This is a genomic window from Crossiella sp. SN42 (assembly GCF_023897065.1).
GTDB lineage: Bacteria > Actinomycetota > Actinomycetes > Mycobacteriales > Pseudonocardiaceae > Crossiella.
Genome location: NZ_JAMHIV010000014.1, coordinates 200,265 through 223,881 on the forward strand (window position 1 = coordinate 200,265; position 23,617 = coordinate 223,881).

General features: G+C 72.7%; 23 protein-coding genes, 1 other RNA gene and 1 pseudogene. 20 read left to right on the forward strand and 5 right to left on the reverse strand.

Annotated features, from left to right (window positions below; all coding sequences use genetic code 11):
- Positions 1 to 10: 10 nt before the first annotated feature.
- Complete coding sequence (locus M8C13_RS18825; protein ID WP_252481929.1) at positions 11 to 976, forward strand: cobalamin biosynthesis protein; 966 nt, start codon at positions 11 to 13, stop codon at positions 974 to 976.
- Here M8C13_RS18825 and M8C13_RS18830 read toward each other — a convergent pair.
- The 4 genes from M8C13_RS18830 to M8C13_RS18845 all read right to left on the reverse strand — a co-directional run bounded on the left by M8C13_RS18830 (position 917) and on the right by M8C13_RS18845 (position 3,500).
- On the reverse strand, positions 917 to 1,738 hold the full coding sequence (locus tag M8C13_RS18830) for an SURF1 family protein (RefSeq protein WP_252481930.1): 822 nt from the start codon (positions 1,736 to 1,738) through the stop codon (positions 917 to 919). The genes M8C13_RS18825 and M8C13_RS18830 overlap by 60 nt on opposite strands.
- Positions 1,739 to 1,760: 22 nt before the next feature.
- Positions 1,761 to 2,612 (reverse strand): fructosamine kinase family protein, encoded by an 852-nt coding sequence (locus M8C13_RS18835; RefSeq protein WP_252481931.1) that lies wholly within the window; start codon positions 2,610 to 2,612, stop codon positions 1,761 to 1,763.
- Positions 2,609 to 3,061, reverse strand: a complete 453-nt coding sequence (locus M8C13_RS18840) for a low molecular weight protein-tyrosine-phosphatase (RefSeq protein WP_252481932.1) — start codon at positions 3,059 to 3,061, stop codon at positions 2,609 to 2,611. Before M8C13_RS18840 ends, M8C13_RS18835 begins: the two co-directional genes overlap by 4 nt.
- 67 nt (positions 3,062 to 3,128) lie before the next feature.
- The gene (locus tag M8C13_RS18845; RefSeq protein WP_252481933.1) at positions 3,129 to 3,500 is read right to left on the reverse strand and encodes a PIG-L family deacetylase; all 372 of its coding nucleotides are present in this window, start codon (positions 3,498 to 3,500) and stop codon (positions 3,129 to 3,131) included.
- Positions 3,501 to 3,599: 99 nt separating this feature from the next.
- Between M8C13_RS18845 and cobC the strand changes: the two genes are divergently transcribed.
- The 18 genes and pseudogenes from cobC to M8C13_RS18935 all read left to right on the forward strand — a co-directional run bounded on the left by cobC (position 3,600) and on the right by M8C13_RS18935 (position 21,509).
- Positions 3,600 to 4,652, forward strand: coding sequence for an Rv2231c family pyridoxal phosphate-dependent protein CobC (gene cobC, locus M8C13_RS18850; protein WP_252481934.1), 1,053 nt, complete (start codon positions 3,600 to 3,602; stop codon positions 4,650 to 4,652).
- Positions 4,649 to 5,800 (forward strand): Nif3-like dinuclear metal center hexameric protein, encoded by a 1,152-nt coding sequence (locus tag M8C13_RS18855; protein ID WP_252481935.1) that lies wholly within the window; start codon positions 4,649 to 4,651, stop codon positions 5,798 to 5,800. The genes cobC and M8C13_RS18855 overlap by 4 nt, the downstream gene beginning before the upstream one ends.
- The gene (locus M8C13_RS18860; protein WP_252481936.1) at positions 5,797 to 6,528 is read left to right on the forward strand and encodes a zinc ribbon domain-containing protein; all 732 of its coding nucleotides are present in this window, start codon (positions 5,797 to 5,799) and stop codon (positions 6,526 to 6,528) included. Before M8C13_RS18855 ends, M8C13_RS18860 begins: the two co-directional genes overlap by 4 nt.
- 2 nt (positions 6,529 to 6,530) lie before the next feature.
- Positions 6,531 to 7,643, forward strand: coding sequence for a bifunctional RNase H/acid phosphatase (locus M8C13_RS18865; RefSeq protein ID WP_252481957.1), 1,113 nt, complete (start codon positions 6,531 to 6,533; stop codon positions 7,641 to 7,643).
- Between the two features lie 551 nt (positions 7,644 to 8,194).
- An RNA gene (rnpB, locus tag M8C13_RS18870) (RNase P RNA component class A) lies at positions 8,195 to 8,595 on the forward strand.
- A 579-nt stretch (positions 8,596 to 9,174) separates the two neighbouring features.
- On the forward strand, positions 9,175 to 9,444 hold the full coding sequence (locus tag M8C13_RS18875; RefSeq protein WP_185002384.1) for a hypothetical protein: 270 nt from the start codon (positions 9,175 to 9,177) through the stop codon (positions 9,442 to 9,444).
- 6 nt (positions 9,445 to 9,450) lie between these two features.
- Positions 9,451 to 9,828, forward strand: a pseudogene (locus tag M8C13_RS18880) (hypothetical protein); the annotation flags it as partial.
- Positions 9,829 to 10,096: 268 nt separating this feature from the next.
- Positions 10,097 to 12,925: an ATP-binding protein gene (locus tag M8C13_RS18885; protein WP_256509307.1), complete on the forward strand. Its 2,829-nt coding sequence runs from the start codon at positions 10,097 to 10,099 to the stop codon at positions 12,923 to 12,925.
- Positions 12,922 to 14,871 carry a chloride channel protein gene (locus M8C13_RS18890; protein ID WP_252481937.1) on the forward strand — a complete coding sequence of 650 codons (1,950 nt, stop codon included), beginning with the start codon at positions 12,922 to 12,924 and terminating at the stop codon, positions 14,869 to 14,871. Before M8C13_RS18885 ends, M8C13_RS18890 begins: the two co-directional genes overlap by 4 nt.
- A 14-nt stretch (positions 14,872 to 14,885) precedes the next feature.
- Complete coding sequence (locus M8C13_RS18895; protein WP_252481938.1) at positions 14,886 to 15,491, forward strand: hypothetical protein; 606 nt, start codon at positions 14,886 to 14,888, stop codon at positions 15,489 to 15,491.
- 1 nt (position 15,492) lies between these two features.
- Complete coding sequence (locus M8C13_RS18900; protein WP_252481939.1) at positions 15,493 to 16,488, forward strand: C40 family peptidase; 996 nt, start codon at positions 15,493 to 15,495, stop codon at positions 16,486 to 16,488.
- 23 nt (positions 16,489 to 16,511) lie between these two features.
- Positions 16,512 to 17,327 (forward strand): hypothetical protein, encoded by an 816-nt coding sequence (locus tag M8C13_RS18905; protein WP_252481940.1) that lies wholly within the window; start codon positions 16,512 to 16,514, stop codon positions 17,325 to 17,327.
- Between the two features lie 61 nt (positions 17,328 to 17,388).
- A complete protein-coding gene (locus tag M8C13_RS18910; protein WP_252481941.1) occupies positions 17,389 to 17,832 on the forward strand; it encodes a hypothetical protein in 444 nt (147 codons plus the stop codon).
- Positions 17,833 to 17,873: 41 nt separating this feature from the next.
- Positions 17,874 to 18,314, forward strand: coding sequence for a hypothetical protein (locus M8C13_RS18915; RefSeq protein WP_252481942.1), 441 nt, complete (start codon positions 17,874 to 17,876; stop codon positions 18,312 to 18,314).
- A gap of 78 nt (positions 18,315 to 18,392) precedes the next feature.
- Complete coding sequence (locus tag M8C13_RS18920; protein WP_256509311.1) at positions 18,393 to 18,581, forward strand: hypothetical protein; 189 nt, start codon at positions 18,393 to 18,395, stop codon at positions 18,579 to 18,581.
- Between the two features lie 11 nt (positions 18,582 to 18,592).
- The gene (locus M8C13_RS18925) at positions 18,593 to 20,017 is read left to right on the forward strand and encodes an RNB domain-containing ribonuclease (RefSeq protein ID WP_374213094.1); all 1,425 of its coding nucleotides are present in this window, start codon (positions 18,593 to 18,595) and stop codon (positions 20,015 to 20,017) included.
- 61 nt (positions 20,018 to 20,078) lie between these two features.
- Positions 20,079 to 20,750, forward strand: a complete 672-nt coding sequence (gene npdG, locus M8C13_RS18930; RefSeq protein ID WP_252481945.1) for an NADPH-dependent F420 reductase — start codon at positions 20,079 to 20,081, stop codon at positions 20,748 to 20,750.
- On the forward strand, positions 20,751 to 21,509 hold the full coding sequence (locus tag M8C13_RS18935) for a helical backbone metal receptor (protein ID WP_252481946.1): 759 nt from the start codon (positions 20,751 to 20,753) through the stop codon (positions 21,507 to 21,509).
- Here the strand turns inward: M8C13_RS18935 and pip are convergent.
- Positions 21,499 to 22,455: a prolyl aminopeptidase gene (gene pip / locus M8C13_RS18940; RefSeq protein WP_308202818.1), complete on the reverse strand. Its 957-nt coding sequence runs from the start codon at positions 22,453 to 22,455 to the stop codon at positions 21,499 to 21,501. The genes M8C13_RS18935 and pip overlap by 11 nt on opposite strands.
- A gap of 46 nt (positions 22,456 to 22,501) precedes the next feature.
- Between pip and M8C13_RS18945 the strand changes: the two genes are divergently transcribed.
- Positions 22,502 to 23,488: a glutathione S-transferase family protein gene (locus M8C13_RS18945; protein ID WP_252481947.1), complete on the forward strand. Its 987-nt coding sequence runs from the start codon at positions 22,502 to 22,504 to the stop codon at positions 23,486 to 23,488.
- Positions 23,489 to 23,617 lie beyond the last annotated feature (129 nt).

Consider the following 23,617-nt stretch of genomic DNA (forward strand, 5'->3'; position numbering starts at 1 on the left):
GGGGCAGGGGATGAGTGGCGCGGCTCGGGCGATCGGTCTGCTACTTGGCGCGGCCGCCGACGTGGTGGTCGGGGACCCGCGGCGCGGGCATCCGGTGGCCGCTTTCGGCTCGGTGGCCGCAGGTCTGGAGAAGCTGCTCTACCGGGACCACCGGGCGCCGGGGGTGGCGCACGTGCTGGTGCTGACCGGGGGCGCGGTGCTGCTCGGGGCGGCCGCGGAGAAGCTGGGCAGGCGGTCCCCGGTGACCCAGGCGGCGACCACCGCGGTGGCCACCTGGGCGGTGCTGGGCGGCTGTTCGCTGGCCAACGAGGGCACGCTGATGGGCCGCGCGCTGGACGGCGGGCACCTGGCGGAGGCCAGGGAGCGGCTGCCGAACCTGTGCGGCCGCGACCCGGAGGCGCTGGACGCGCTGGGCCTGGCCAGGGCCACCGTGGAGTCGGTCGCGGAGAACACCTCGGACGCGCAGGTCGCCCCGCTGTTCTGGGGCGCGGTGGCCGGGGTGCCCGGCCTGCTGGCCTACCGGGCGATCAACACCCTGGACGCGATGGTCGGGCACCGCTCGCCGCGCTACCGCAACTTCGGCTGGGCCGCGGCCCGGCTGGACGATGTGGTCAACCTGGTCCCGTCCCGGCTGGCCGCGATGCTGACCGCGGCCGGCGCGCCGGTGGTCGGCGGTTCGGCCAAGCACGCCTGGCGGACCTGGCGACTGGACGCCTCGGCGCATCCGAGCCCGAACGCCGGTCAGGTGGAGGCGGCCTTCGCCGGCGCGCTGGAGATCCGGCTGGGCGGGCGCACGGTGTACAAGCACGGCGCGGAGGAGCGGCCGGTGCTCGGCGACGGGCGCAACCCGGACGCCGGGCACGTCACCAGGGCGGTGGAGCTGTCCAGGGTGGTCGGCGGGCTGTCCGCGGTGGCCTCAGCGGCGGCCGCCGTAGCGATCGGCGGTCTGCGCCGCGGGCGTCGGCGCCGGGGTTGACGGGTCGTCCCCGTCCTCGTCTTCTTCGTCCTCGTCCGCTTCGGGGTGTGCCTCGCGCCAGAGCAGGAAGATCAGCCCGACCGGGGCCATGATGCCGAAGGCGATCCACTGCAGGGCGTAGGAGAAGTACGGCCCGGACACCAGCTCCGGCAGCGGCAGCAGCCCGAGCACGCCGGGCTGGTCCGCGTTGAGCTGCACGTAGCCCGGCCGCAGGTCCAGGCCGGTGGCCTTGCCCAGCACGGTGGGGTCGATGGTGTAGATCTGCCGCTTGCCGTCCTGGTCCAGCACCTCCTGCCGGCTGGAGTCGATCTCGCTGGCCCGCACCCGGCCGACCACGGTGACCTCGCCGCCCGGCGCGGGGTCGTAGGCCACCGGCTTGGTGCCCTGCTCGACCTTGATGTAGCCGCGGTTGACCACCACGGTCTGCCCCGAGTTCAGGCGCAGCGGGGTGAGCACCTCGAAGGCGGCCTTGCCCTCGGCCTTGCGCAGCCGGACCAGCGTCTCGGCCTCCGGCAGGTACCGCCCGGTCAGCTTGACCTGCTGCCACTGCTTGTCCGCCGGGTTGGTGCCGGGGGGCAGCGCGGTCTCGTAGTCAGCGGCCTGGGAGTCCAGCGAGCCGGTGATCGCGCTGTTCTGCGCCTCCCTGCGCTGGTCCTGCCGGAACTGCCAGGGCGCCAGGATCCACAGGCAGGCCGCGGAGAACAGCAGCACGAACCCGATCAGGGCCAGCCAGCCCGGTCGCAGCACGAACTTCCAACGCACCCCACCACGGTAGGCGGCGCGGTCACCCGGTCGGTGGCCGCCCCCTGCCGGTCAGCGCGGCCCTGGCCGCCTCGACCGCGCGGGCCGGGTAGTCGCCGCCGAAGAGCACCACGTGCACCAGCAGCGGGAACAGCTGGTGCAGCGGCACCCGCGCCCGCCAGCCCTCGGCCAGCGGCGCGACCTCCTGGTAGGCGCCCAGGATCCGGTCCAGCTGCGGGCAGCCGAACAACCGGAGCATGGCCAGGTCGCTCTCCCGGTGCCCGCCGTGCGCGGCCGGGTCGATCAGGTGCACGCCGTCGGAGCCCCAGAGCACGTTGCCGGACCACAGGTCGCCGTGCAGCCGGGCCGGTGGCTCCGGCGGTCCAGCGAGCTCGGCGATCCGCTCGCAGACCTCGCGCACCGGCCGGGGGTCGGGCAGGTCGGCGGCGCGCAGGTAGGGCTCGATGCGGTGGCTGACGAAGAACTCCGGCCAGTCCGGCCCGGGCTCGTTGCGCATCGGCGCCGCCCCGATCCAGGCGTCGGCCGGGCCACCCGGCGGCGGGCAGCCGAACGCGCTCGCGCCGCTGGCGTGCAGCGCGGCCAGCTGCCGCCCGAACCGCTCGGCCGCCTCGGGCGTGGGCTCGCCGGGCGGCACCCAGTCCAGCACCAGCCAGCGCTCGTCGTGGCCGTGCACCACCGGGACCGGCACCGCGTTCGCGGCCGCCAGCCAGCTCAGCCCGGCCGCCTCGGCCACGCTGCTGCCCTCGGCCGCGGACTTGGCCACCACCTCCCGGCCGTCGGCCAGGGTGGCCCGGAACACCTCGGCCGCGCTGCCACCCGCCGGGCGCACGTGCACGACTTCGCTGCCGGTGAGCCTGCCGATCGGCGCGGTCACAGCTTCTGCCGCACCCAGTCCAGCAGGCCCGGCGTGGCCGCCTCCACCATCGCCAGCACCTCCTCGAAGTCCGCGTCCTCGCCGTAGTACGGATCGGGCACGTCCAGGTCGCCGTCGGCGGCCGGGTCGAAGGAGCGCAGCAGCCGGACCTCGCCGGTGACCAGGCGGCGCAGCTCGCGCAGGTGCCCGGAGTCCAGCGCCAGGAACAGGTCCGCCTCCGAGTGCGCGGGGCCGACCTGCGCGGCGGTGTGCTCGGTCGGGTAGCCGTGCCGGGCCAGCACCGCGCGTGCCCGGTGGTCGGCCTGCTCACCGACGTGCCAGGACCCGGTGCCCGCGCTGGTCACGGTCACCCGCCCGTCGAGTCCGGCGCGGCGCAGGTGCTCGCGGACGACGATGGCGGCGATGGGGGACCGGCAGATGTTGCCGGTGCAGACGAAGCTGAGGTGCACCAGGCCAGTCTGCGCTACTTCGGCACGTCGATGTACTCGTTGGGGTCGGCCGCGGCGGGATCGATCATCAGCCGCACGCTGTGGTAGCCCAGCGCGTACCGGCCGCGAGACGGGTCCCAGCGCGGCGGGTCTCGAAGTCCAGGATCGTCCCGCGGACGTAGTCGACGGAGGCCGGGTAGTCGGTCCACGCGCCGTCCGGCTGCCGCATGTTGATCACCTTGTCCACGCCGGGCCGCCGGGCGGCCGCGGTGAACTCGGCGGTGCGCGCGGCCACCACGTCGTCCGGGCTGAGCTGGATCCGGTGGCCGGGATAGCCTGCGGGACAGGCGGAACTCAGGTCGCAGCCGCCGTTGACGACGTCGATCAGCCCGCCGTTCTCGCCCCTGGTGAGCAGCACCAGGTACACCGGCCGCGGTGCCCGCCCCGACCGCCAGTCCACCGAGGGTCGCCGCGGAGACGCCGAGCAGGCGGCGGCGGGAGAGTCCGTCGAGGTCGGTCATGGAGTCACGCTATAGATCCGATGACTTAGCCTGCCACTGTGACTAGCCACAGCGCCGAGCGTGCCCTCCTCCGCCACCACGGCGATGTCGAGGCCGCGCCCGGCCTGGCCGACTTCGCGGTCAACGTGCGCCTGCCCAGCCCGCCGGCCTGGCTGCGCGACCGGCTGGCGGCTGCGCTGGACGGCCTCGGCCGCTACCCGGGGGCCGAGGAGGACCTGGCCGCGCGGGTCGCCGCTGCCCAGCGGCACGGCCGTTCGCCCGAGGAGGTGCTGGTCCTCAACGGGGCGGCCGAGGGGTTCGCGCTGCTGCCCAGGCTGGCTCCGCGGCTGGCCGCGGTGGTGCACCCGTCCTTCACCGAGCCGGACGTGGCGCTGCTGGACGCCGGGGTGCCGCTGACCAGGGTGCAGCTGCGCGCCGAGGACGGCTACGCGCTGCGGCCCGAGCTGGTGCCGGCGGAGGCCGACCTGGTGGTGGTGGGTAACCCGACCAACCCCACCTCGGTGCTGCACCCGGCCGAGACACTGCGTGCCCTGGCCCGGCCGGGGCGGGTGCTGGTGGTGGACGAGGCCTTCGCGGACGCGGTGCCCGGCGAACCGGAGTCGGTGGCGGGGGAAGACATCCGAGGTCTGCTCGTGCTGCGTAGCCTGACCAAGACCTGGGGACTGGCCGGGTTGCGCGCCGGGTACGCCCTCGGCGCGCCGGAGCTGCTCGGGCGGCTGGCCGCGCTTCGTCCACAGTGGCCGGTGAGTAGCCTGGTGCTGACCGCGGTGGCGGCCTGCTGCGCCCCGGAAGCCGTGCGGGAGGCGGAGATCGCCGCGCACGAGGGGGTCGAGCACCGGGTGGCGCTGGCGGCGGCGCTGGCCGAGCTGCCCGGCATCGAGGTGTGCGGGCCTGCGGCGGGGCCGTTCCTGCTGCTGCGGGTGCGGGACGGGGAACGGGTGCGGATCCGGTTGCGGGAGCGGGGCGTCGCGGTGCGGCGGGCCGACACCTTCCCCGGCCTGGACGCCGACCACCTGCGGGTCGCGGTACGGCCGCCGGAGCAGGCGGCCGTGCTGCTCAAGGCACTGGAGGAAGAAGTGGTGTGCGGATGAGCCCGACCCTGGCCGAGGTGGTCGCGGCGATCGAGGCGGCCTACCCGCCCCGGCTGGCCGAGTCCTGGGACGCGGTCGGCCTGGTGTGCGGCGACCCGGCCGAACCGGTGCGCAAGGTGCTGGTCTGCGTCGACCCCGTTGAGTCCACTGTGGACGAAGCCATCGAGATCGGCGCGCAGCTGGTGCTCGCGCACCACCCGCTGCTGCTGCGCGGGGTGCACGGGGTCCCGGCCGACGACGCCAAGGGTCGCCTGGTGCACAAGCTGATCCGCAACGGCGCGGGGCTGCTCTGCGCGCACACCAACGCCGACTCCGCCGACCCCGGGGTCTCCGACGCGCTGGCCGAGGCGCTCGGCCTGCGGGTCACCGGACCGCTGGACGCCAAGCCCGCCGACCCGGTGGACGCGCTGAGCGTGGTCGTCCCGGCCGGGCACACCGAGGCGCTGCTGGCCGCGCTGTTCGCCGCGGGCGCGGCCCAGCTCGGCGACGGCTACCGCGAGGCCGCGTTCCTGTCCGAGGGCACCGCCCAGTTCCGCCCGCTGGCCACCGCGGATCCCGCGGCCGGCGCTCGCGGCGAGCTGCACCGCGGCCCGGAGACCAAGATCGAGACCGTGCTGCCCCGGCGGCGGCGCGCGGCCGTGCTGGCCGCCCTGCGCGCCGCGCACCCGTACGAGAGCCCCGCCTACGACTTGCACGAGCTGGCCGAGGAGCCCTCCGGTCTCGGCATCGGCCGGATCGGCGAGCTGGCCGAGCCCGAGCCCTTCGGCGCGTTCGTGCAGCGGGTGGCGGTGGCCCTGCCGGAGACCGCCTGGGGCGTGCGCGCCGCGGGCGAGCCGGAACGCCTGGTGCGCACGGTCGCGGTCTGCGGCGGCGCGGGCGACTCGCTGCTGGGCGCCGCGACCAGGGCGGGGGTCGACGCCTACGTCACCGCCGACCTGCGCCACCACCCCGCCGGGGAGCACCTGGCCCAGTCCGGCACCCCCATGCTCGTCGATGTCGCGCACTGGGCCAGCGAGTGGCCGTGGTGCGCACAGGCGGCCGACGTCATCCGCCGGGCGTTCCCCGGTACCGTCGAGGCCCACGTCTCCACACGACGCACCGATCCGTGGACGCTTGCCGCGTCCGCGACAGGGAGGACCACCGCGTGAAAGCCGATCCCGCCGTGCAGAAGCGGCTGCTCGACCTCGCCGAGGTCGACGCCGAGCTGAACCGTGCCACCCACCGGCGGCGCACCCTGCCGGAGCTGGCCGAGATCACGACGGCCGAACAGGAGCTGCGCACCCGCAAGGACGCGGTGGTGGCGGTGGAGACCACGCTGGCCGACCTGGACCGGGACGCCAAGCGGCTGGACACCGAGATCGACCAGGTCCGCGCCCGCGAGGCCCGGGACCGCACGCTGCTGAACTCCGCCGACGCCAAGCGCTCGGTCGACCTCCAGCACGAGCTGGAGACCCTGGCCCGCCGCAGGGGCATCCTGGAGGACGAGTCGCTGGAGCTGATGGAGCGCCGGGAGGCGGTCGAGATGGACGTCCAGCACGCCCGCGCCCAGGAGGGCCTGGCCCAGGAGAAGCTGGCCGACGCCCAGCGCCGCCGGGACGAGGCCTTCGCCGACCTGGAGACCATCGAGGCCCGCTCCGGCGACCGCCGCAAGACCGTGCTGGCCGGCCTGCCCAGCGACCTGGTCACCCTCTACGAGCGGATCCGGGCCAAGGGCGGCACCGGCGCCGCGCTGCTCAAGGCCCGCCGCTGCGGCGCCTGCCGGCTGGAGCTGGACCGGATCGCGATGAGCAAGCTGAAGGAGGCGGCCCCGGACGAGGTCGCCCGCTGCGAGGAGTGCGGCGCGATCCTGGTGCGCACCGCGGAGTCCGGCCTGTGAGAGTGGTGGTCGAGGCCGACGGCGGGTCCAGGGGCAACCCCGGCCCCGCCGGCTACGGCGCGGTGGTCAAGGACGCCGCCACCGGGGCGGTGCTGGCCGAACGCGCGCAGGGCATCGGCACGGCCACCAACAACGTGGCCGAGTACCAGGGCCTGCTCGCCGGGCTGCGCGCCGCGGCCGAGTTGGGCGCCACCGAGGTGGAGTGCCGGCTGGACTCCAAGCTGGTGGTGGAGCAGCTGGCCGGGCGCTGGAAGATCAAGCACCCGGCCTTGCAACCGCTGGCCGCCCAGGCCCGCGAGCTGGCCGCCGGGTTCGACCGGGTCGGCTACACCTGGATCCCGCGCGAGCGCAACACCGAGGCCGACCGCCTGGCCAACCAGGCCATGGACGCCCAGGCCGACGGCGCCCAGCTCACCATCCCCGCGCGCTCCGAGGCTCAGCCCGCTGCTCCGGCCCGCTCGGACACCCAGGCCGCGCCCACCTCCTGGACCGGGGCCAAGGGCACCCCCACCCGCCTGATCCTGCTCCGGCACGGCCAGACCGAGATGTCCGCCCAGCGCCGCTACTCCGGCCACGGCGACCCCGCGCTGACCGACCTCGGCCGCCGCCAGGCCACCGCCGCTGCCAAGCGGCTCAGCGCGTTCACCGAGGTCAGCGCGGTGATCGCGTCCCCGCTGACCCGGACAAGGCAGACCGCGGAGGCCGTCGGCGAGGCGCTGGGCATCGCGCCGGAGACCAGCCAGGGCCTGGTGGAGACGAACTTCGGCGCCTGGGAGGGCCTGACCTTCGCCGAGGCCGCCGAGCGCGACCCGGAGCTGCACTCCCGCTGGCTGGCCGATCCGAGCGTGCCCGCGCCGGGCGGGGAGAGCTTCGACCAGGTGCACCGCAGGGTGGCCGGGGTCAGGGACGAGCTGCTGGCCGGCCGGGCCGGGCAGACCGTGGTGCTGGTCAGCCACGTCACGCCGATCAAGTCACTGCTCCGGCTGGCCCTGGACGTCGGCCCGCAGCTGCTCTTCCGGCTGCACCTGGACCTGGCCTCGATCTCGATCGCCGAGTTCTACCCGGACGGCAACGCCTCGGTGCGCCTGGTGAACGACACCGCGCATCTGGACTAGTCTCGAGACACCGGCGTCTGAAACCGGACAGAAGTTCCCAAAACGAACCGGGCTCGTAAAACAACCGCACCGGGCGGGAGCAGGCAACGGCGCGGAACACCTGCTCCCACCCGGACAACCGGCGGCCTACGGCGTTTCCCGTTCACCGTGCACTGGGGGGCAGCTCACAACGAAGGACGGGAGGGCGGCCTTTGCATCGCCGGGGTTATTTTCTGCGGCCGTGGCAATGACGGTAATGAGCCGGGCAGGCAGCCGCAAGCACGAAAAATCAGGATGACATTCATTCACTCGTTCGGCTGCACCGAATGAATTCCCGGGCTGCGCTAAGTGGTCCAACCAATCTGGGCTGACCTGCGCAAACTTCGCATCCGCCGCGCGTCGTCACGCGACACGCTCAACCTATCGCGCTCGGTGACTTAACGCCCTTGGTCCGTTCCGCGTAATGGGTTGGTCGCCAATTGTGACCAGTCTTCACGTTGATTGCGCATCCGTGTTTCACCCGCCCCAGGCGTGAGCCCGTTCACCAGGGGTCGTACACTGCGGCAAGCGGATGAGTCGGCCGGGCGGCCGCGTCGGGGGCGAGATCCCCCGCCGAGGAAAGTCCGGACTCCGCAGGGCAGGGTGGTTGTTAACGGCAACCCGGGGCGACCCGCGGGACAGTGCCACAGAGAGCAGACCGCCCGGATCGTGCGAACGAGCCGGGTAAGGGTGAAAGGGTGGTGTAAGAGACCACCAGCATCCCGGGTGACCGGGATGGCTAGGTAAACCCCACCCGGAGCAAGGCCAAGAGGGCGCCGCGAGGCGTCTGCGCAGGCGTTCGAGGGCGGCCCGCCCGAGCCTGCGGGTAGGCCGCTGGAGCCTGCCGGCGACGGCAGGCCGAGATGGATGGCCGCCACCCGCCGACCGCGAGGTCCGGCGGGGACAGGATCCGGCTTACAGGCCGGCTCATCCGCCCGGTCCGCACCGGGCGTCAGCCGCTCGCCCGGACGGGTTCCTCCGTTCGGGCGGACCGGCGTGGCGTAGGCCACCCCGGGCTCGGTCGCACCGTGCTCGCCCGGTAACATCGTGGTCACCGGGAGGGGTCATCGCACCCACCCGGACTGCCTCAGATCAACGGCACTCGTGCCGACGAACCGGCGAGGACTGGCTTGCGGGTACAGGTTCGACCATGTCGACAATCCCCTGATGTGGCCCGCGTTAGCCCGAAGATGTGCATCGGCAACCGATTGTTCGGTTGCCTCGAACACAATCTGTGACGGCTCTCTGGGCAAGTGGGTGAACTCTGCTTGCTGGTGCAAGAAGACCGCGTCGTGTGCTTACCGCTGAGTGGCGCACAGCCATCATGGAGTGGTCAGTTCGGAGGTAGCGCCGGTTCCGGGAGAGCAACTCACGGGTCCACTCACGGGACCTCGTCCACTACACCTTGTCAGCCACTCATGCTCTACTCGTAACGTCCACCGCCGTCCGCTGGGCAAGCCAGGCGTCTGCGTCCGGATGCCCTGAGCACGCCCCAGCACACTGGAGTCCCACGATGACGACCATGACCCTCCTGGATACGTTGGCCCAGGGCAACCAACTGCAAACCGGGGGTATCACCCGCTGGATCCTGGAGAACATCGTCCCCCTGCTGCTCCTGCTGGTGGCGCTGCTCCTGCTCTGGCTCGGCGGCAGCAAGGGTGACAACGCGGGTGTGATGCGCCGGGTCGGCGGTGTCATCGTCGCGCTCGCCATCATCGGTCTCGCGGTCAGCGGCGCCGGTGTGAACATCGGCAAGTGGATCGCCAGTCTGTTCACCGGGTGATCGAGCTTGCGGATTCGTACTGACGACGAGGTGTACCGGGTCGACGCCGTGTGGCTCGGCCCGCCCAAGGCCACTTTCCCCTGGCGGGCACGCTACGTGGCCTGGGGAGTCGGTCTCGTCGTGTTCCTGCTGGTCCTCGCGGTCGAACGCCGGATGGGCTTCGGCTTCAGCTTCTTCTCCACCGCGTGGGCGATCATCATCACGGTGGTGATCACCCGCGTCATCTGCTCCCGGATCAACCAGGAGCGGCCGCTGGGCGCGGTCAGCGTGATGTGGCTGCGTGAGCTCACCGCGCCCCGCCAGACCACCTCGGGCAACGGCGGGGCCGCCACCGCGGCCAGGATCCGGGTCAGCGCCGCCCGGCCCCGGCCCAAGCCCAAGAAGACCGAGCAGAAGAAGCAACGGGGGAAGAGCCAGTCCGGCTCTGTGATCTCCGATGGCTCTGTGATCTCTGATACAGCGGCGAGGGCCGCTGGTTCAGCAGCCTCAATGCCATCTGGTCACGGCACGGACGCGCCGTCACCCTCTTCCCCGTCACGGCGTGGACGTTCGCGCCGTGCTCGCACCAAGGAGGTTCGCGGTGTTTCGTCGCCGTCGAAACCGTGACCGTGACCGTCGCGCCGCCGAGCAGAACGGCCGCCACGCGCGGCAGCTGCCGCCGGGGCAGGTGAACGACCAGCGGGTGTACAGCAAGCGGGGCAGGCGCCTACCCGGCGAGTCGGCCATCCCCACCTACACCCCGTCGATCTCCGCGCGCAGCATCGACGGCCACCTGGTGCGCACCGGTCAGGACGTCTACGCCTGGTACCGGCTGGCCCCGCAGCGCTGGTCCTTCCGCTCGGACTCCCAGCGCCAGGACCTCATCCACGCCATCGCCGGCCAGTACGCCGAGCTGCAGGGCCGCTGGCTGCACCTGCGGGTGACCACCCGCCCCTATCCGATCCGGATGTGGGCCGAGGCGCACGTGCACAACGCGGTCGGCCGCCTGCCCGACACCCCCGGCACGCTCTCCTTCGACGACTACATGGTCGGCGAGCAGCAGCAGCTGATGGGGCGCTCGATGGCCGAGAAGGAGGTCTACCTCGGCGTCCAGGTGCAGACCCGCAACGTGATGGACCGCGCGGTGGAACGGGCCGCGCCGGTGCTGCGCAAGATCTTCCCGGAGGCGGTGGACGCCGAGCTGGTCGCGCTGGACAGCGAGGTGGAGCACCTGGACCAGATCCTCGGCTCCTCCGGCCTGGACGGCAGGCCGGTCACCGCCGAGGAGATGTCCTGGCTGATGCACCGCTCCTGCTCACTCGGCCTGCCCGCGCCGCGCAACCTGCCCGCGGTGCCCGGCGCGGCCTGGGAGCCGGAGGACCTGGCCTCCTTCACCGACGCCGCGGACTTCCACCAGGAGCCGTACTCGCCCAGTGTCACCGTGCGCGGCCGCACCGGCTCCAACGCCGGGGTGAAGCGGCACGTCGTGGTGCTCACCGTGGGCCTGATGCACGGCCTGCAGATCCCGGAGATCGACGACCCGTGGTTGCAGCGCTCGGACCGGCTGCCCGCGCCGGTGGAGTGGTCTGCCCGCATCTACGTGCGCAAACCCGAGGACGTCACCGGTGAGCTGCAGCGGCAGATGAACAAGGTGCGCTCCCAGGTCCGGCACTACACCGACGAGCACGACCTGGAACCGCCGCAGTCGCTGGCCCGCCAGGCCGCGCGGGTGCTGGAGATCGACGACGAGATGACCACCGGGTTCACCTCGCTGGCCACCAGGGTCCGCTCCTGGTGGCGGCTGTCGGTCTCCGGCGCCACCGAGCGCGAGGCGCTGCGGCTGGCCCAGCAGCTGGTGGACCTGTACAAGCCGAAGATCGCCATCGAGCACCCGGAAGCCCAGTTCGCGATGGCCAGGGAGTTCATCCCCGGCGAGCCGCTGGCCTCGGCCGCCTACCTGCGCCGCGGCTCGGTGTCCTGGGCCGCCTCCGCGGTGCCCACCGCCACCGCCGAGGTCGGTGACCGGCGCGGCATCCTGCTCGGCGAGACCTGCACCGCGACCCGGCGCCCGGTGGCCTGGGACCCGTGGATGGCGCAGGAGGTCCGCGAGTCCTCCGGCCTGACCGCGATGGTGGCCGGGCTGGGTGGCGGCAAGTCCTTCCTCGGCGGCGGCGTGGTCTACAAGACCCTGCGCGCCGGGGCCTACTGGACCATCCTGGACCCCTCCGGTCCGCTGGCGAAGCTGTGCGACCTGCCGGAGCTGCGGCCCTACGCGCGGCCGATCAACCTGCTCAACGCCCAGCCCGGCATCCTCAACCCGTACCGGGTGGTCGCCGAGCCGATGCTGGAGCACTTCACCGACGAGGACGACCCGGAACGCGCCTGGCGGCGGGAGCGGGCGCTGGCCGCCGCGACCCGGCGGCGGCTGGTGCTGGACGTGCTCAACGGCCTGCTGCCCTACGAGGTGGCCCGGATGCCGCAGACCAGGATCGTGCTGCTGCGCGCGGTCCGCGCGGTCGGCGGCCGGGCCACCGCGCACCCCGGCCTGGTCTTCGACGCGCTGCGCCGGGACGCGGGCGAGCACCACGAGCACGCGGTGGTGGTGGCCGACTTCCTGGACGAGATGCGCGAGCGGATGTCGCTGCTCATCCCGGAGCGGGACGCCGACCCGTACGCCGAGACCCGCGACGACCGGCTCACCGTGCTCACCATGGCCGGGCTGACCCTGCCCAAGGACGGGGTCGGCCGCGAGCACTGGACCGACGCGGAGGCCCTCGGCGTCGAGATGCTCAACCTGGCCGCCTGGCTCACCCAGCGCTCGATCTACGAGCGGCCCAAGGACATGCGCAAGGGCGTCTGGATCGACGAGGCGTTCTTCCTCTCCGAGGTGCCCACCGGCCGGGTGCTGATGAACCGCTTCGCCCGTGACTCCCGCAAGTGGAACGTCCGGGTACTGCTCTCCAGCCAGATCCCGGCCGACTTCCTCAAGATCCAGGGCTTCGTCTCGCTGCTCGACTCGGTCTTCGTCGGCCGCCTCGACGACGAGCACGCCCAGGCCGACGCGCTGCGCCTGCTCAAGGTCCCGGTCGGCGCGGGCTACGAGCAGGTCGTGGCCAGCCTCGGCCGCCGCCCCGGCGGGGTGCGCACCTCCAACACCGAACGCGACCGCTCGCCGCGTCAGTTCATCTTCGGCGACGGCGCCGGCGGCGTGGAGCGCATCCGGATCGACTTCGGCGGCCCGCACCTGAACCACCTGCGCGGCGTCATGGACACCACCCCCGATGCCATGCGGCACAACCCCACCGGCGCGCCCGCCCTGACCGCGGGCCGGGTCGACGGCGTGCTGCCCGACCTGCCCCCCGAGGAGGAGCTGGAGGCGGAGTTCGCCGCCGAGCTCGGCCTGGCGGAGGACGACCTAGAGGACCCGTACACCCCTTCGACCGCACCGGACAACGAAGGGCACGGGGACAGGCACCACGTCGGCCGGGGCAGCGCACGATGATCATGTTGCTGGCGGTGGTCGCCGCCGTGCTGCTGATCGCGGCGCGGCGGCGGGCTAAACGCAACCCCCGACCGCTCCCGGCCCCCGGCCGGGGCAGGCGCCGCCTGGCCCTGACCGCGGTCATCGGCCTGCTCGGTCTGCAGATCATGCTGGGCGGCACCGCCCACGCGCAGAGCATCTGCAAGGAGGCGCCGAACCCGGACCGCCCCGGCTCGGGCATGGTGGGCGCCTTCGACGCGGCGCCGCTGGGCACCGGTGTGCCGGGCAGCGCCTACGACGAGGTCGGCTACGCGGGCCTGGTCTGGCACACCTACGACCTGGGCTGTGGTCCGGAGGGCCTGCGCAACCCGAACGCGGTGATCGACACCTGGGCGGGCAACCAGACCTTCAACATGGCCAAGGTCATCGTCGGCGCCACCAACGGCCTGCACTACGCGCTGCTCGGCGGCGAGCTGATGAAGCCGTTGGACGACCTGGTCTCCACCGGCACCATCGCGCTGTACGACACGGTCTACGCGCCCTGGTTCGGGCTGGCCGCGCTGATCCTGGCGATCTTCCTGTTCCGCCACATCTGGCAGGGCGACCTGGCCAGCATCGGCAAGCGCTCGATGTGGGCGCTGGCCGCGATCTGGCTGGCCGCGGCCACCTACCTGACCCCGCTGCTCTACACCCGCCTGCTGGACGACGTGCTGATCAAGGGCACCTCGCAGATCCAGGCCGGGTTCCTGCGCGAGGTCGGGGTGGACGAGCGGAACTCGCTGCCCACCGTGCTGCACGACCAGGTGATCTACCGCAACTGGCTGCGCGGGGAGTTCGGCTCCCCGGACAGCACCCCGGCCAAGGACCTCGGCCGGGACCTGCTGCGCGCCCAGGCCTTCAGCAAGCAGGAGGTGGCCGAGGGCAAGGACCAGGGCAAGGAGCCGATCACCGCGAAGAAGGCCGCGTTCGATGGCGTGGTCGCCCGCGCCGACGAGGTCGGGGCCAAGGGGCACATCCAGGGCATCGACGGCAGCCGGATGGGCGCGGGCGCGCTCGGGCTGTTCCAGTCGATCGTCTACTCGCTGTTCCAGTTGCTGGCCAAGGCCGCCATCCTGCTCGCCCAGGTGCTGCTGCGGGTGGTCATCCTGGCCGGGCCGATCATCGGCCTGATCGCGATGCTCTACCACGCGATCCTGCGCGGTGTCGGCCGCGCGATCGGCGCGGCCCTGCTCAACGTGGTGGTCATCGCCGCGCTGGCCGGGCTGCACACCCTCCTGCTGACCTGGATCTTCGCCCCGACCAGGGGACTGGGACTGCTCGCCCAGATGGCTCTGGCCGGACTGGTCACCTTGGTGTTCTTCTTGGTGGGCAAGCCGGTGCGGCGGATCTGGCAGATGGTGGAGCTCTCCGTCGGCGCGGTCGGCAACGCGATGCCCGCGCCGCGCACCGGCCTGTGGTCGCGGCTGCGTGGCCGCGGCGGGCAGGAGCGGACGCCGCAGGACGAGTTCTGGGAGCAGGTGCGGGACGTGGATCCGGACGGGGTCACCGAGCCGAGGCGGGCCCGGCGGCGGGACCGGCCAGAGGCCTCCTACGAGGCGGCCGGGCCCGGCGGGTTCCGGGGCGATGCCTCCGGCGGCGCGCTGCCCACGGCTGGCGCGCTCACCGGGACGGTCAGCGACCGGCTGCACGAGTCCGGTGGCGGCGCGCTGGGCGCGAACCGGGCCACGGCGGCGCTGCCGTCGGGCCGGGGCAGCCGGACGGTGGACACCGCCTCGGTGTTCGACCGCAGCTGGGACCGCAACGACGAGGACGCCGTGGTGGTGCCCTCCCGCCTGGACGGCAACGCGAACAACCTGCCAGGCCCCCGGCGGGCGGACATGGAGGTCGTCGCCGGACGGCCGGTGTGGGCGGTGTACCGGCCGTCGCGCGGGGTGGAGCTCCGTGACGGCGACGCGGTGCGCGGGTAGCGAGAGGGGGAGACATGCCGATTCGGACCAACCGCGGCCGGGCCGCGGTCTACCGCAGGCTGTGGGGCTGGCCGCTGCGCTCGCCCCGGCACTTCGTGACCACGCTGGTCCTGCTCGCGGTGGTGATCATCGGGGTGGGCATCCTGCTGCCGGAGACCGAACCGCGCCCTGACCCGCTGCCGCAGACCGGCGGCATCAGCCAGCAGACCAGCGGCGCGCCCACCAGCGGCACCAGGGCCTTCGCCGCGCCGAGCACCAGCACGCACGCGCCGGTGACCTCCTACCCGCAGGCCGCCCCGCCGCCTGCCGCGCCCGCGCCGGAAGCGCTGGCGGTGGCCGAGTCCTGGGGCAAGGCCTGGGTGGACCACCCGGAGGGGATCACCAGCGAGCAGTGGCTGGCGAAGCTGAAGCCGTTCACCACCGACGAGTACCTGGGGCAGCTGGCCTCGGTGGACCCGAGGATGGTGCCGGCGGGCAAGGTCACCGGGAAGCCGTCCTCGATCAGCGCCACGGCCAGTTCGGTGGAGGTGAAGCTGCCCACGGACGCGCTCGTGCTGCGGCTCACCGTGATCTCCACCGGGGCCGGGTGGCGGGTCGCGTCGTACACCAAGGCGGACTGACATGAAGCTCGCCCTCGCCGGTGTCGCCCTGGCGGCCACCGTGGTGGTCGCGGTCACCACCACCGGGGTGATCCGCACGGTGGTCGGCGGCACCGAGACCTACCAGCCCAAGGCCGTGGCCAACAGCCTGTGCACCCCGGACATGGACTGGGGGATCGGCGGCGCGCACCTGGGCGCGCAGGACGCGGCCAAGCTGGCCGAGGAGTCCAGGATGATCGTCGCGATGATCATCACCATCGGCCGGGAGCGGAAGCTGCCGCCGAGGGCCTGGCAGGTGGCCATCCAGGCCGGGCGCACCGAGTCCGGGCTGCGCAACCTCAGCTACGGCGACCGCGACTCGGTCGGCATCTTCCAGATGCGCACCTCCATGGGCTGGGGCACGCCGCAGCAGCTGCAGGACATCCCGTACCAGATCCACAAGTTCTACGACGTGCTGCTGAAGGTGCCGAACTGGGAGAGCAGGCGTCCCGGCGACGCGGCCCAGGCGGTGGAGCGCTCGGCCTTCCCCGACCGGTACCACCGGTGGGAGTCGATGGCGGTCCACCTGATCAACCAGATCACCGACGAGACCTCCTTCGTCAGCTGCAAGCAGCTCCCGCAGCCGAGCGAGGTCGCGGCCACCGCGATCCAGTTCGCGATGAAGGAGCTGGGCAAGCCGTACGTGTGGGGCGCGGAGGGCCCGGACACCTACGACTGCTCGGGGCTGATGCAGTGGTCCTATCGGCTGGCCGGGCTGAACCTGCCACGCACCTCCCGCGAGCAGTGGTTCGCCGGCGCCTACGTCCCGCTGCGCGAGGCCCAGCCCGGTGACATGATCTTCTGGGCGAACAACCCCGCCGATCCGAAGACCATCCACCACGTCGCGATGTACCTGGGCGACAACAAGATCCTCGAGGCGCAGCAGAGCGGGGTGCCGGTGCACATCCGCAACCTGAAGTGGACCGAGGGCGAGCTGATGTCCATGGCGGTCCGCCCGAAGTCGAACAAGTCGGCCTGAGGCGACCCCAAGGGAGGCAGCGCATGTTCAGCAACGACCCGATCCCGCGCCCTGGACGGCCCCCGGCCTCCAGCAGCCCGCTGGCGGACTACCTCAGCGGCGCCCGGCACGGCGTGGACGGCGGGTACGCGGTGCTGCCCCGGTCACTGGCCGAGTCCATGCCGCTGCCCTGGCAGCAGCAGATGGTGCACCTGCTCGCGGAGTTCCACCAGGCCTACGGCCACCTGCCGTGGCCGGTGTACCGGGTGGTGCCGTCCCGGTATGAGTTCCTGGTCGACCTGGACGAGGACCAGCTGGCCGAGGTCGGCTGCATCGTGGAGATCGACGGCGACGGCGAGCTGGTCTACCGGGAACGCAACGGCGCCCGCATCCCCAACCCGGAGGACAAGCGGGTCCTGGTCTCCTGCTTGGACCCGATCCCGAACCAGCAGTCGGGTTTTGTGCAGCCCGCGGTCGCCCCCCGCCCGGTGCCGCCCCTGCCCGCCAACGAACCCGCGGTCCCCCCGACGCCCCCACCCGCCCCGCCACCGACCCCGCCCCGCGGCGAGCCGCCGATCTTCGAGTTCCCGCCGCCACCCACGCCCTCGCCGTTCGCGGCCGGCGCCGGCGTCCCGGCCGGTCCGCAGCAGACTCCGCCGGCGGGTACGCCGGTGCCGGGGTTTGGCGCGCCACCGCCCGGCTATGCCAGTGGGCCGGGGCTGGGCACGCCGCCCGTGCCGCCGGCCAACGTGCCTGGTCAGCGGACCTTCGGACCGCCGCCGGAGGAGCCGGAGGACACCGGTTACGACCAGCCGTTCGGACCGACCGGCAGCGGAAACCGGCCCAACCCGTCCTGGTGACCCCTGTCCTTTCCAAAAGCGCTACACTTTTGGAAAGTAGCCCAGGTGAGGGAGGTGGGTCATGGGGAACGCCGTCGAGCGTGAGTGCCAGGAGACGAGCGAGCAGTTCGGCCTCATCGGAGAGCTGGAGGGCATCGCCGAGGACGCTGACCCGCAGACCGCCGACCGACTGCGCGCGCTGGTGCGCAAGCAGGTCGCCTGCCTGGCCCCGGTGCGGGTCTCGGTCACGGCGAAGCTGCTCGACGTGACCACGCCAACGGTCCGCGCCTGGCTGGACCGGGGTGTGCTGGCCGAGGCCGAGGGTGACGCGAGCACTCGGCGAGTTGACCCACGCAGTCTGCACGCGGTCATGGGGCTGGTGCGGGAGCTCAGGGCGGCCGGGGCGAAACCGGGCAACCTGCTGGACCAGCTGTGGGACCGGCTGGCCGACCAGGCACTGCTGGACCGGAGCGACCTGCGCGAGTCGCTGGCCCGCGTGCGGCGTGGAGACCTCGTCGAGCTGTGACCGATTGTCGCTTTGGGTGATCATTGTGGCACTCTGCGTGCATGAGTGTCCGGGTCACCGCGGACCGGCTGGCGGTCGAGCACAGCAAGGGCCTGAAGGGCAGGCAGCGCAAGAGCTATGACCGCTGGCTGGCCGATCTCAAGCTGCGCGGCTGCGCCGCCATGCAGTACCGCCTGCACGGCGAGGTCGTCGAGCACCTGTGCGTCAGCCACCTCTACGAGGCGCTGCGGGTCGTGGTGGCCTTCGAGAGTCCCAGGTCAGCCGTCATCGTGCTGCTCGGGCCGCACGATGACACCGATCCCGGACTGGACGTCTACACCAGGCTGTACGCGCTGGCCGGCATCCCGGTGCCGACCGGCAAGCGGACCAAGCCGCCCTGCTGCGCCGCTGACGGCAAGCCGCCCGCGCTGGGCGAGGAGCTGGGCGGCTTGGTGGATCGGATGCGGGAGCAGGCCAGGGCGTTGACCGGCAGGCTGCGTTGATCCGGACGGGCGGCGATCGCACTGCCACCGTGGCGTCGGAGTGACATGCGCTGCCTCGCATGAAAGGGTCAGTGTGTGGTGGATCTCAACGGTTGGTACTTCTGCCTGCGGCACCATGAGGTCGAGCACGGACTCGGGTGCAAGGCCGCGGAGCGCATGGGGCCCTATCCGGACCAGGCCACGGCCGAGCGCGCGCTGGAGATCTCGAAGGAACGCAACGAGGCCGCGGACGCGCAGCGGCGTAAGTGGGACGACGACGATGACTGACGGCGCATAGGCTGGCCGGCGTGGGTCGAACGCCGGAGGGCGGGACCAGGGCCGCGGCGGACTTCGCCGCGATCCGGGTGGAGTTCGGCCTGCCGGGGGAGTTCCCGACCGCGGCGCTGGCCGAGGCGGAGCAGACCTCCAGTGAGACCGTGCACCGGCTGGCCAGGCGGGATGCCACCGACCTGCCGCTGGTGACCATCGACCCGCCTGGCGCCAAGGACCTGGACCAGGCCGTGTTCGTGCAGCGGCTGCCCGCCGGGTTCCGGGTGCACTACGCGATCGCGGACCTGGGCGCGGTGGTGCCGCCGGGTGGCGCGCTGGACGCCGAGGTGCGCAGGCGCGGGCAGACGCTCTACCTGCCGGACGGCAGTGTGCCGCTGCACCCGCCGGTGCTTTCCGAGGACGCGGCCAGCTTGCTGCCGGAGCAGTCTCGCAACGCGGTGCTGTGGACCATCGACCTGGACGACGACGGCGAGCCCGCCGGGGTGCACGTGGAGCGGGCGGTGGTCCGCTCGACCGCGCAGTTCGACTACGCCACCGTGCAGGCCGCCATCGCCGACGGCACCGTGCACCCCTCGGTGGCCGCGCTGCCCGAGCTGGGCAGGCTGCGGCGGGGACTGGCCGTGCGGCGCGGTGCGATCGAGCTGGCGTTGCCGGAACAGGAGATCCAGCCCGCGGGTGAGGGTGGCTGGCGGCTGGTGGTGCGGCCGCGGACCGAGGTCGACGGCTGGAACGCGGAGATCTCGCTGCTCACCGGGATGTGCGCGGCCCGGATCATGCTCGACGCCGGGATCGGCATCCTGCGCACGCTGCCCGATGCCAACGAGGGCGCGGTGCACGAACTGCGCCGCACCGCGGCCGCGCTCGGCCTGGACTGGCCGGAGCGGATGGGCGCGGCGGAGCTGCTGGCCAGCCTGGACCCGGCCGAGCCGACCTCGCTGGCGCTGTCCGCGGATGCCACCCGGCTGCTGCGCGGCGCGGGCTACACCGCCTTCGACGGCGCGCCTCCCGAGGTGGTCACGCACGCCGGGATCGGCGCGCCCTACGCGCATGTCACCGCGCCGCTGCGGCGGCTGGTGGACCGGTTCGCCACCGAGGTCTGCCTGGCCGTGGTGGCGGGCGATCCGGTGCCGGCCTGGCTGCGCGCGGCCCTGCCCGAGCTGCCCCCGCTGATGGAGGCCTCCGACCGGCTGGCCGCGCAGGTCGACCGGGCCTGCATCGACCAGGTGGAGTCCTGGCTGCTGGCCGAGGCGGTGGGGCAGAGCTTCGACGCGGTGGTGCTGCGCACGAACAGCGAGGGCGGCGAGATCTTCGTCACCGAGCCGCCGGTGCTGGCCAAGTGCCGGGGTGCGGGCCTGGTGGAGGCCGAGCGGGTGCGGGTGCGGCTGGTGGAGGCGGATCCGGTGCGGCGCAAGGTGTCCTTCGAGACGGAATGACCCTCCACACCAGACGGTTGCGTAGGGTGCGGGTAGTTCCACCACAGTCGTTGGAGGCGAAGTGAGCGAGCAGGACGTGCGCGGGTTGACGGTCGGGGTGCTCGGCGGCACCGGTCCGCAGGGCAAGGGCCTGGCCTACCGCTGGGCGAAGGCCGGGCTGAAGGTCGTCCTCGGCTCCCGTGACGCCGCCCGCGCCGAGTCCGCCGCCGCCGAGCTGGCCGAGCTGAGCGGGGGCGCGGTCTCCGGCGCGGACAACGCCGCCTGCGCCACCGCCGCGGACCTGGTGCTGGTCGCGGTGCCGTGGGAGGCGCACGAGCCGACGCTGACCGCGCTGCGCGAGCAGCTCGCCGGGAAGATCGTCATCGACTGCGTGAACCCGCTCGGCTTCGACAAGCAGGGCCCGTTCGCGCTGCCGGTGGCCGAGGGCAGCGCGGCCCAGCAGGCGGCGGGGCTGCTGCCGGACTCCAGGGTCACCGCCGCCTTCCACCACGTCTCCGCGGTGCTGCTGGCCGACCCCGAGGTGTCCACTGTGGACATCGACGTGCTGGTGCTCGGCGATGACCGCGAGGCCACCGACACCGTGCGCGCGCTGGCCGACACCGTGCCCGGCATGCGCGGGGTCTTCGGCGGCAGGCTGCGCAACGCGCACCAGGTGGAGGCGCTGACCGCCAACCTGATCGCGGTCAACCGCCGGTACAAGACGCACGCGGGCATCCGGGTCACCGGCGTCTGAGTGCGCGACGACCTCGGCGCGACGGTCCGCCTCGGCCCGGTGACATCTTCTGGGCCGGGGCGGGTCGTCTCGCTGGTGCCCTCGCTCACCGAGGCGGTCGCGGAGACCGTGCCGGGCGTGCTCGCCGGGATCACCGACTACTGCACCCACCCGGTGCTGGAGCTGCCCAGGATCGGCGGCTCCAAGTACCCCAGGGTGACCGATGTCCTTGCCGTGCGGCCGGATCTGGTGCTGGCCAACGCCGAGGAGAACCGGCCGGAGGACGTGGCCCAGCTGCGCGCCGCGGGCGTCCCGGTGTGGGTGACCGCCGCCCCGGCCACGGTGCCCGAGGCGCTGGACTCCCTGGCGCGGCTCTTCCGCGAGGTCTGGGCCGCCGAACCGGGCTGGCTGGCCGAGGCCCGCGAGCTCTGGCAGGAGGTGCCCGAGCCCGCGGCCACCGTGCTGGTGCCGGTGTGGCGGCGGCCGTGGGTGGTGCTCGGGCGGCACACCTTCGCCGGGGATGTGTTGCGCCGCTTGGGTTTCACCAACGTCTACGCCGGTCACCCGGAGCGCTACCCGCGCCCGCCGCTGGCCGAGCTCCAGGGTTGTGGCGCGGAGCTGGTGGTGCTGCCGGACGAGCCGTACGAGTTCACCGCCACCGACGGCCCGGACGCGTTCCCGGGCCGCCGGTGCGTGCTGCTGTCAGGCCGGTTGCTCACCTGGCACGGACCCTCGCTGGTGCGGGCCAGGACCGAGCTGGCGGCGGCCTTCAGCTCCTGAACCGGTCGGTGGCCTCGATCAGGTGGTGCAGGATGCCGGGCTCGTTGAACGCGTGTCCCGCGTCCGGCACGATGATCAGCTCCGAGCCGGGCAGCGCGCGGTGCAGCTCCCACGCGGTCAGCGCCGGGGTCACCACGTCGTAGCGGCCCTGCACCAGCACGGTCGGGATGCCGGCCAGCTTGCCCGCGTCCCTGATCAGCTGGCCTTCCTCGTAGAAACCGCCGTTGACGAAGTAGTGCGTCTCGATCCGGGCGAAGGCCGCGGCGAAGGAAGGGTCGGCGTAGTGCGCGATGTGCTCGGCGTCCGGGTACAGCCGGGTGGTCGAGCCCTCCCAGACGCTCCAGGCGATCGCGGCGGGCTGCCACACCGCGGGGTCGGGGTCGGCCAGCCGCCGGTGGTAGGAGCGCAGCACATCGGCCCGCTCCGGCTCGGTCAGCACGTCCAGCACGGCCTGCCACTCCTCGGGGAAGAGGAACCCGGCGCCGCCCTGGTAGAAGAAGTCCAGCTCGGTGCGGCGCAGGGTGAAGATGCCGCGCAGCACCAGTTCGGTGACCCGGTCCGGGTGCGTCTGCGCGTAGGCCAGCGACAGCGTGCTGCCCCAGGACCCGCCGAAGACCTGCCACCGGTCGATGCCCAGGTGCTCGCGCAGCCGCTCCAGGTCGGCCACCAGGTGCCAGGTGGTGTTCACCGACAGGTCGGTGGCCGGATCGCTGGCGTGCGGGGTGCTGCGGCCGCAGCCGCGCTGGTCGAAGAGCACGATCCGGTACGCCGCCGGGTCGAACAGCCTGCGGTGCGCGGGCGAGGTGCCGCCGCCGGGACCACCGTGCAGGAACACCACCGGCTTGCCCCCGGGGTTGCCGCTGGTCTCCCAGTAGACCCGCTGGCCGTCGCCGACCTCCAGCCAGCCGTGCTCGTAGGGCTCGATCTCCGGGTACAACGTGCGCACGCGTCTCTCCTCGCCTGAAGGTCTGCCAGCCCGTAGATTCAAGCGTATGGCTGCTGCCCAGTTCGGCAAGGAGACCTCCGCCCGCGGCGAGTGGGTACGCCAGGGCAACCGGTTCACCCGCCGCATCACCGCTGACGGCTCCTCCGGCTTCCCGGCCGAACGGGACCGCTACCGCCTGGTCGTCTCACTGGCCTGCCCGTGGGCGCACCGCGCGCTGATCGTGCGGCGGCTGCTCGGCCTGGAGGAGGCGCTCTCCCTCGGCGTGGTCGACCCGATCCGGGACGAGCGCGGCTGGCGCTTCACCCTCGACCCCGGCGGTCGCGATCCGGTGCTGGGCATCGAGTTCCTCGCGCAGGCCTACCACCGCACCGATCCGGAGTACGACGGCCGGGTCACGGTTCCGTCCATTGTGGACATCCGGACCGGCGAGGTGGTCACCAACGACTACCCGCGGATCACCCTGGACCTGAACACCGAGTGGCACGCGCTGCACCGCCCGGGCGCGCCGGACCTGTACCCCGAGGCGCTGCGCGCGGAGATCGACGAGGTCAGCGAGGGCATCTTCACCGACGTCAACAACGGCGTCTACCGCTGCGGCTTCGCCACCACCCAGGAGGCCTACGAGGAGGCGTTCACCGCGCTGTTCGCCCGCCTGGACGAACTCACCGACCGCCTGGCCACCCGCCGCTACCTGGTCGGCGACACCATCACCGAGGCCGACATCCGGCTGTTCACCACGCTGGTCCGCTTCGACGCGGTCTACCACGGCCACTTCAAGGCCAACCGGCACAAGCTCGCCGAGCTGCCGGTGCTGTGGGCCTACGCCCGAGACCTGTACACCACACCGGGTTTCGGCGACACGGTCGACTGGGACCACATCAAGCGGCACTACTACGTCACGCACGACAACATCAACCCGACCCGGATCGTGCCACTGGGCCCCGACCTGACCCACTGGTACGAGCCACACGGCCGGGAAGCCTTGGGCGGCAGGCCTTTCGGCAACGGCACCGCACCCGCCACACACGCCTGACAACCATCAGGAGCAACGGCACGCACACCGAACGGCACGCGAAACCCCACAGGCGGCAACGTCCCGCGAAAGAGGCGTGGCGCGCCAGCGACACGCCGGGCTCTGAACCCAGCGGTGGGTTTGATTTTT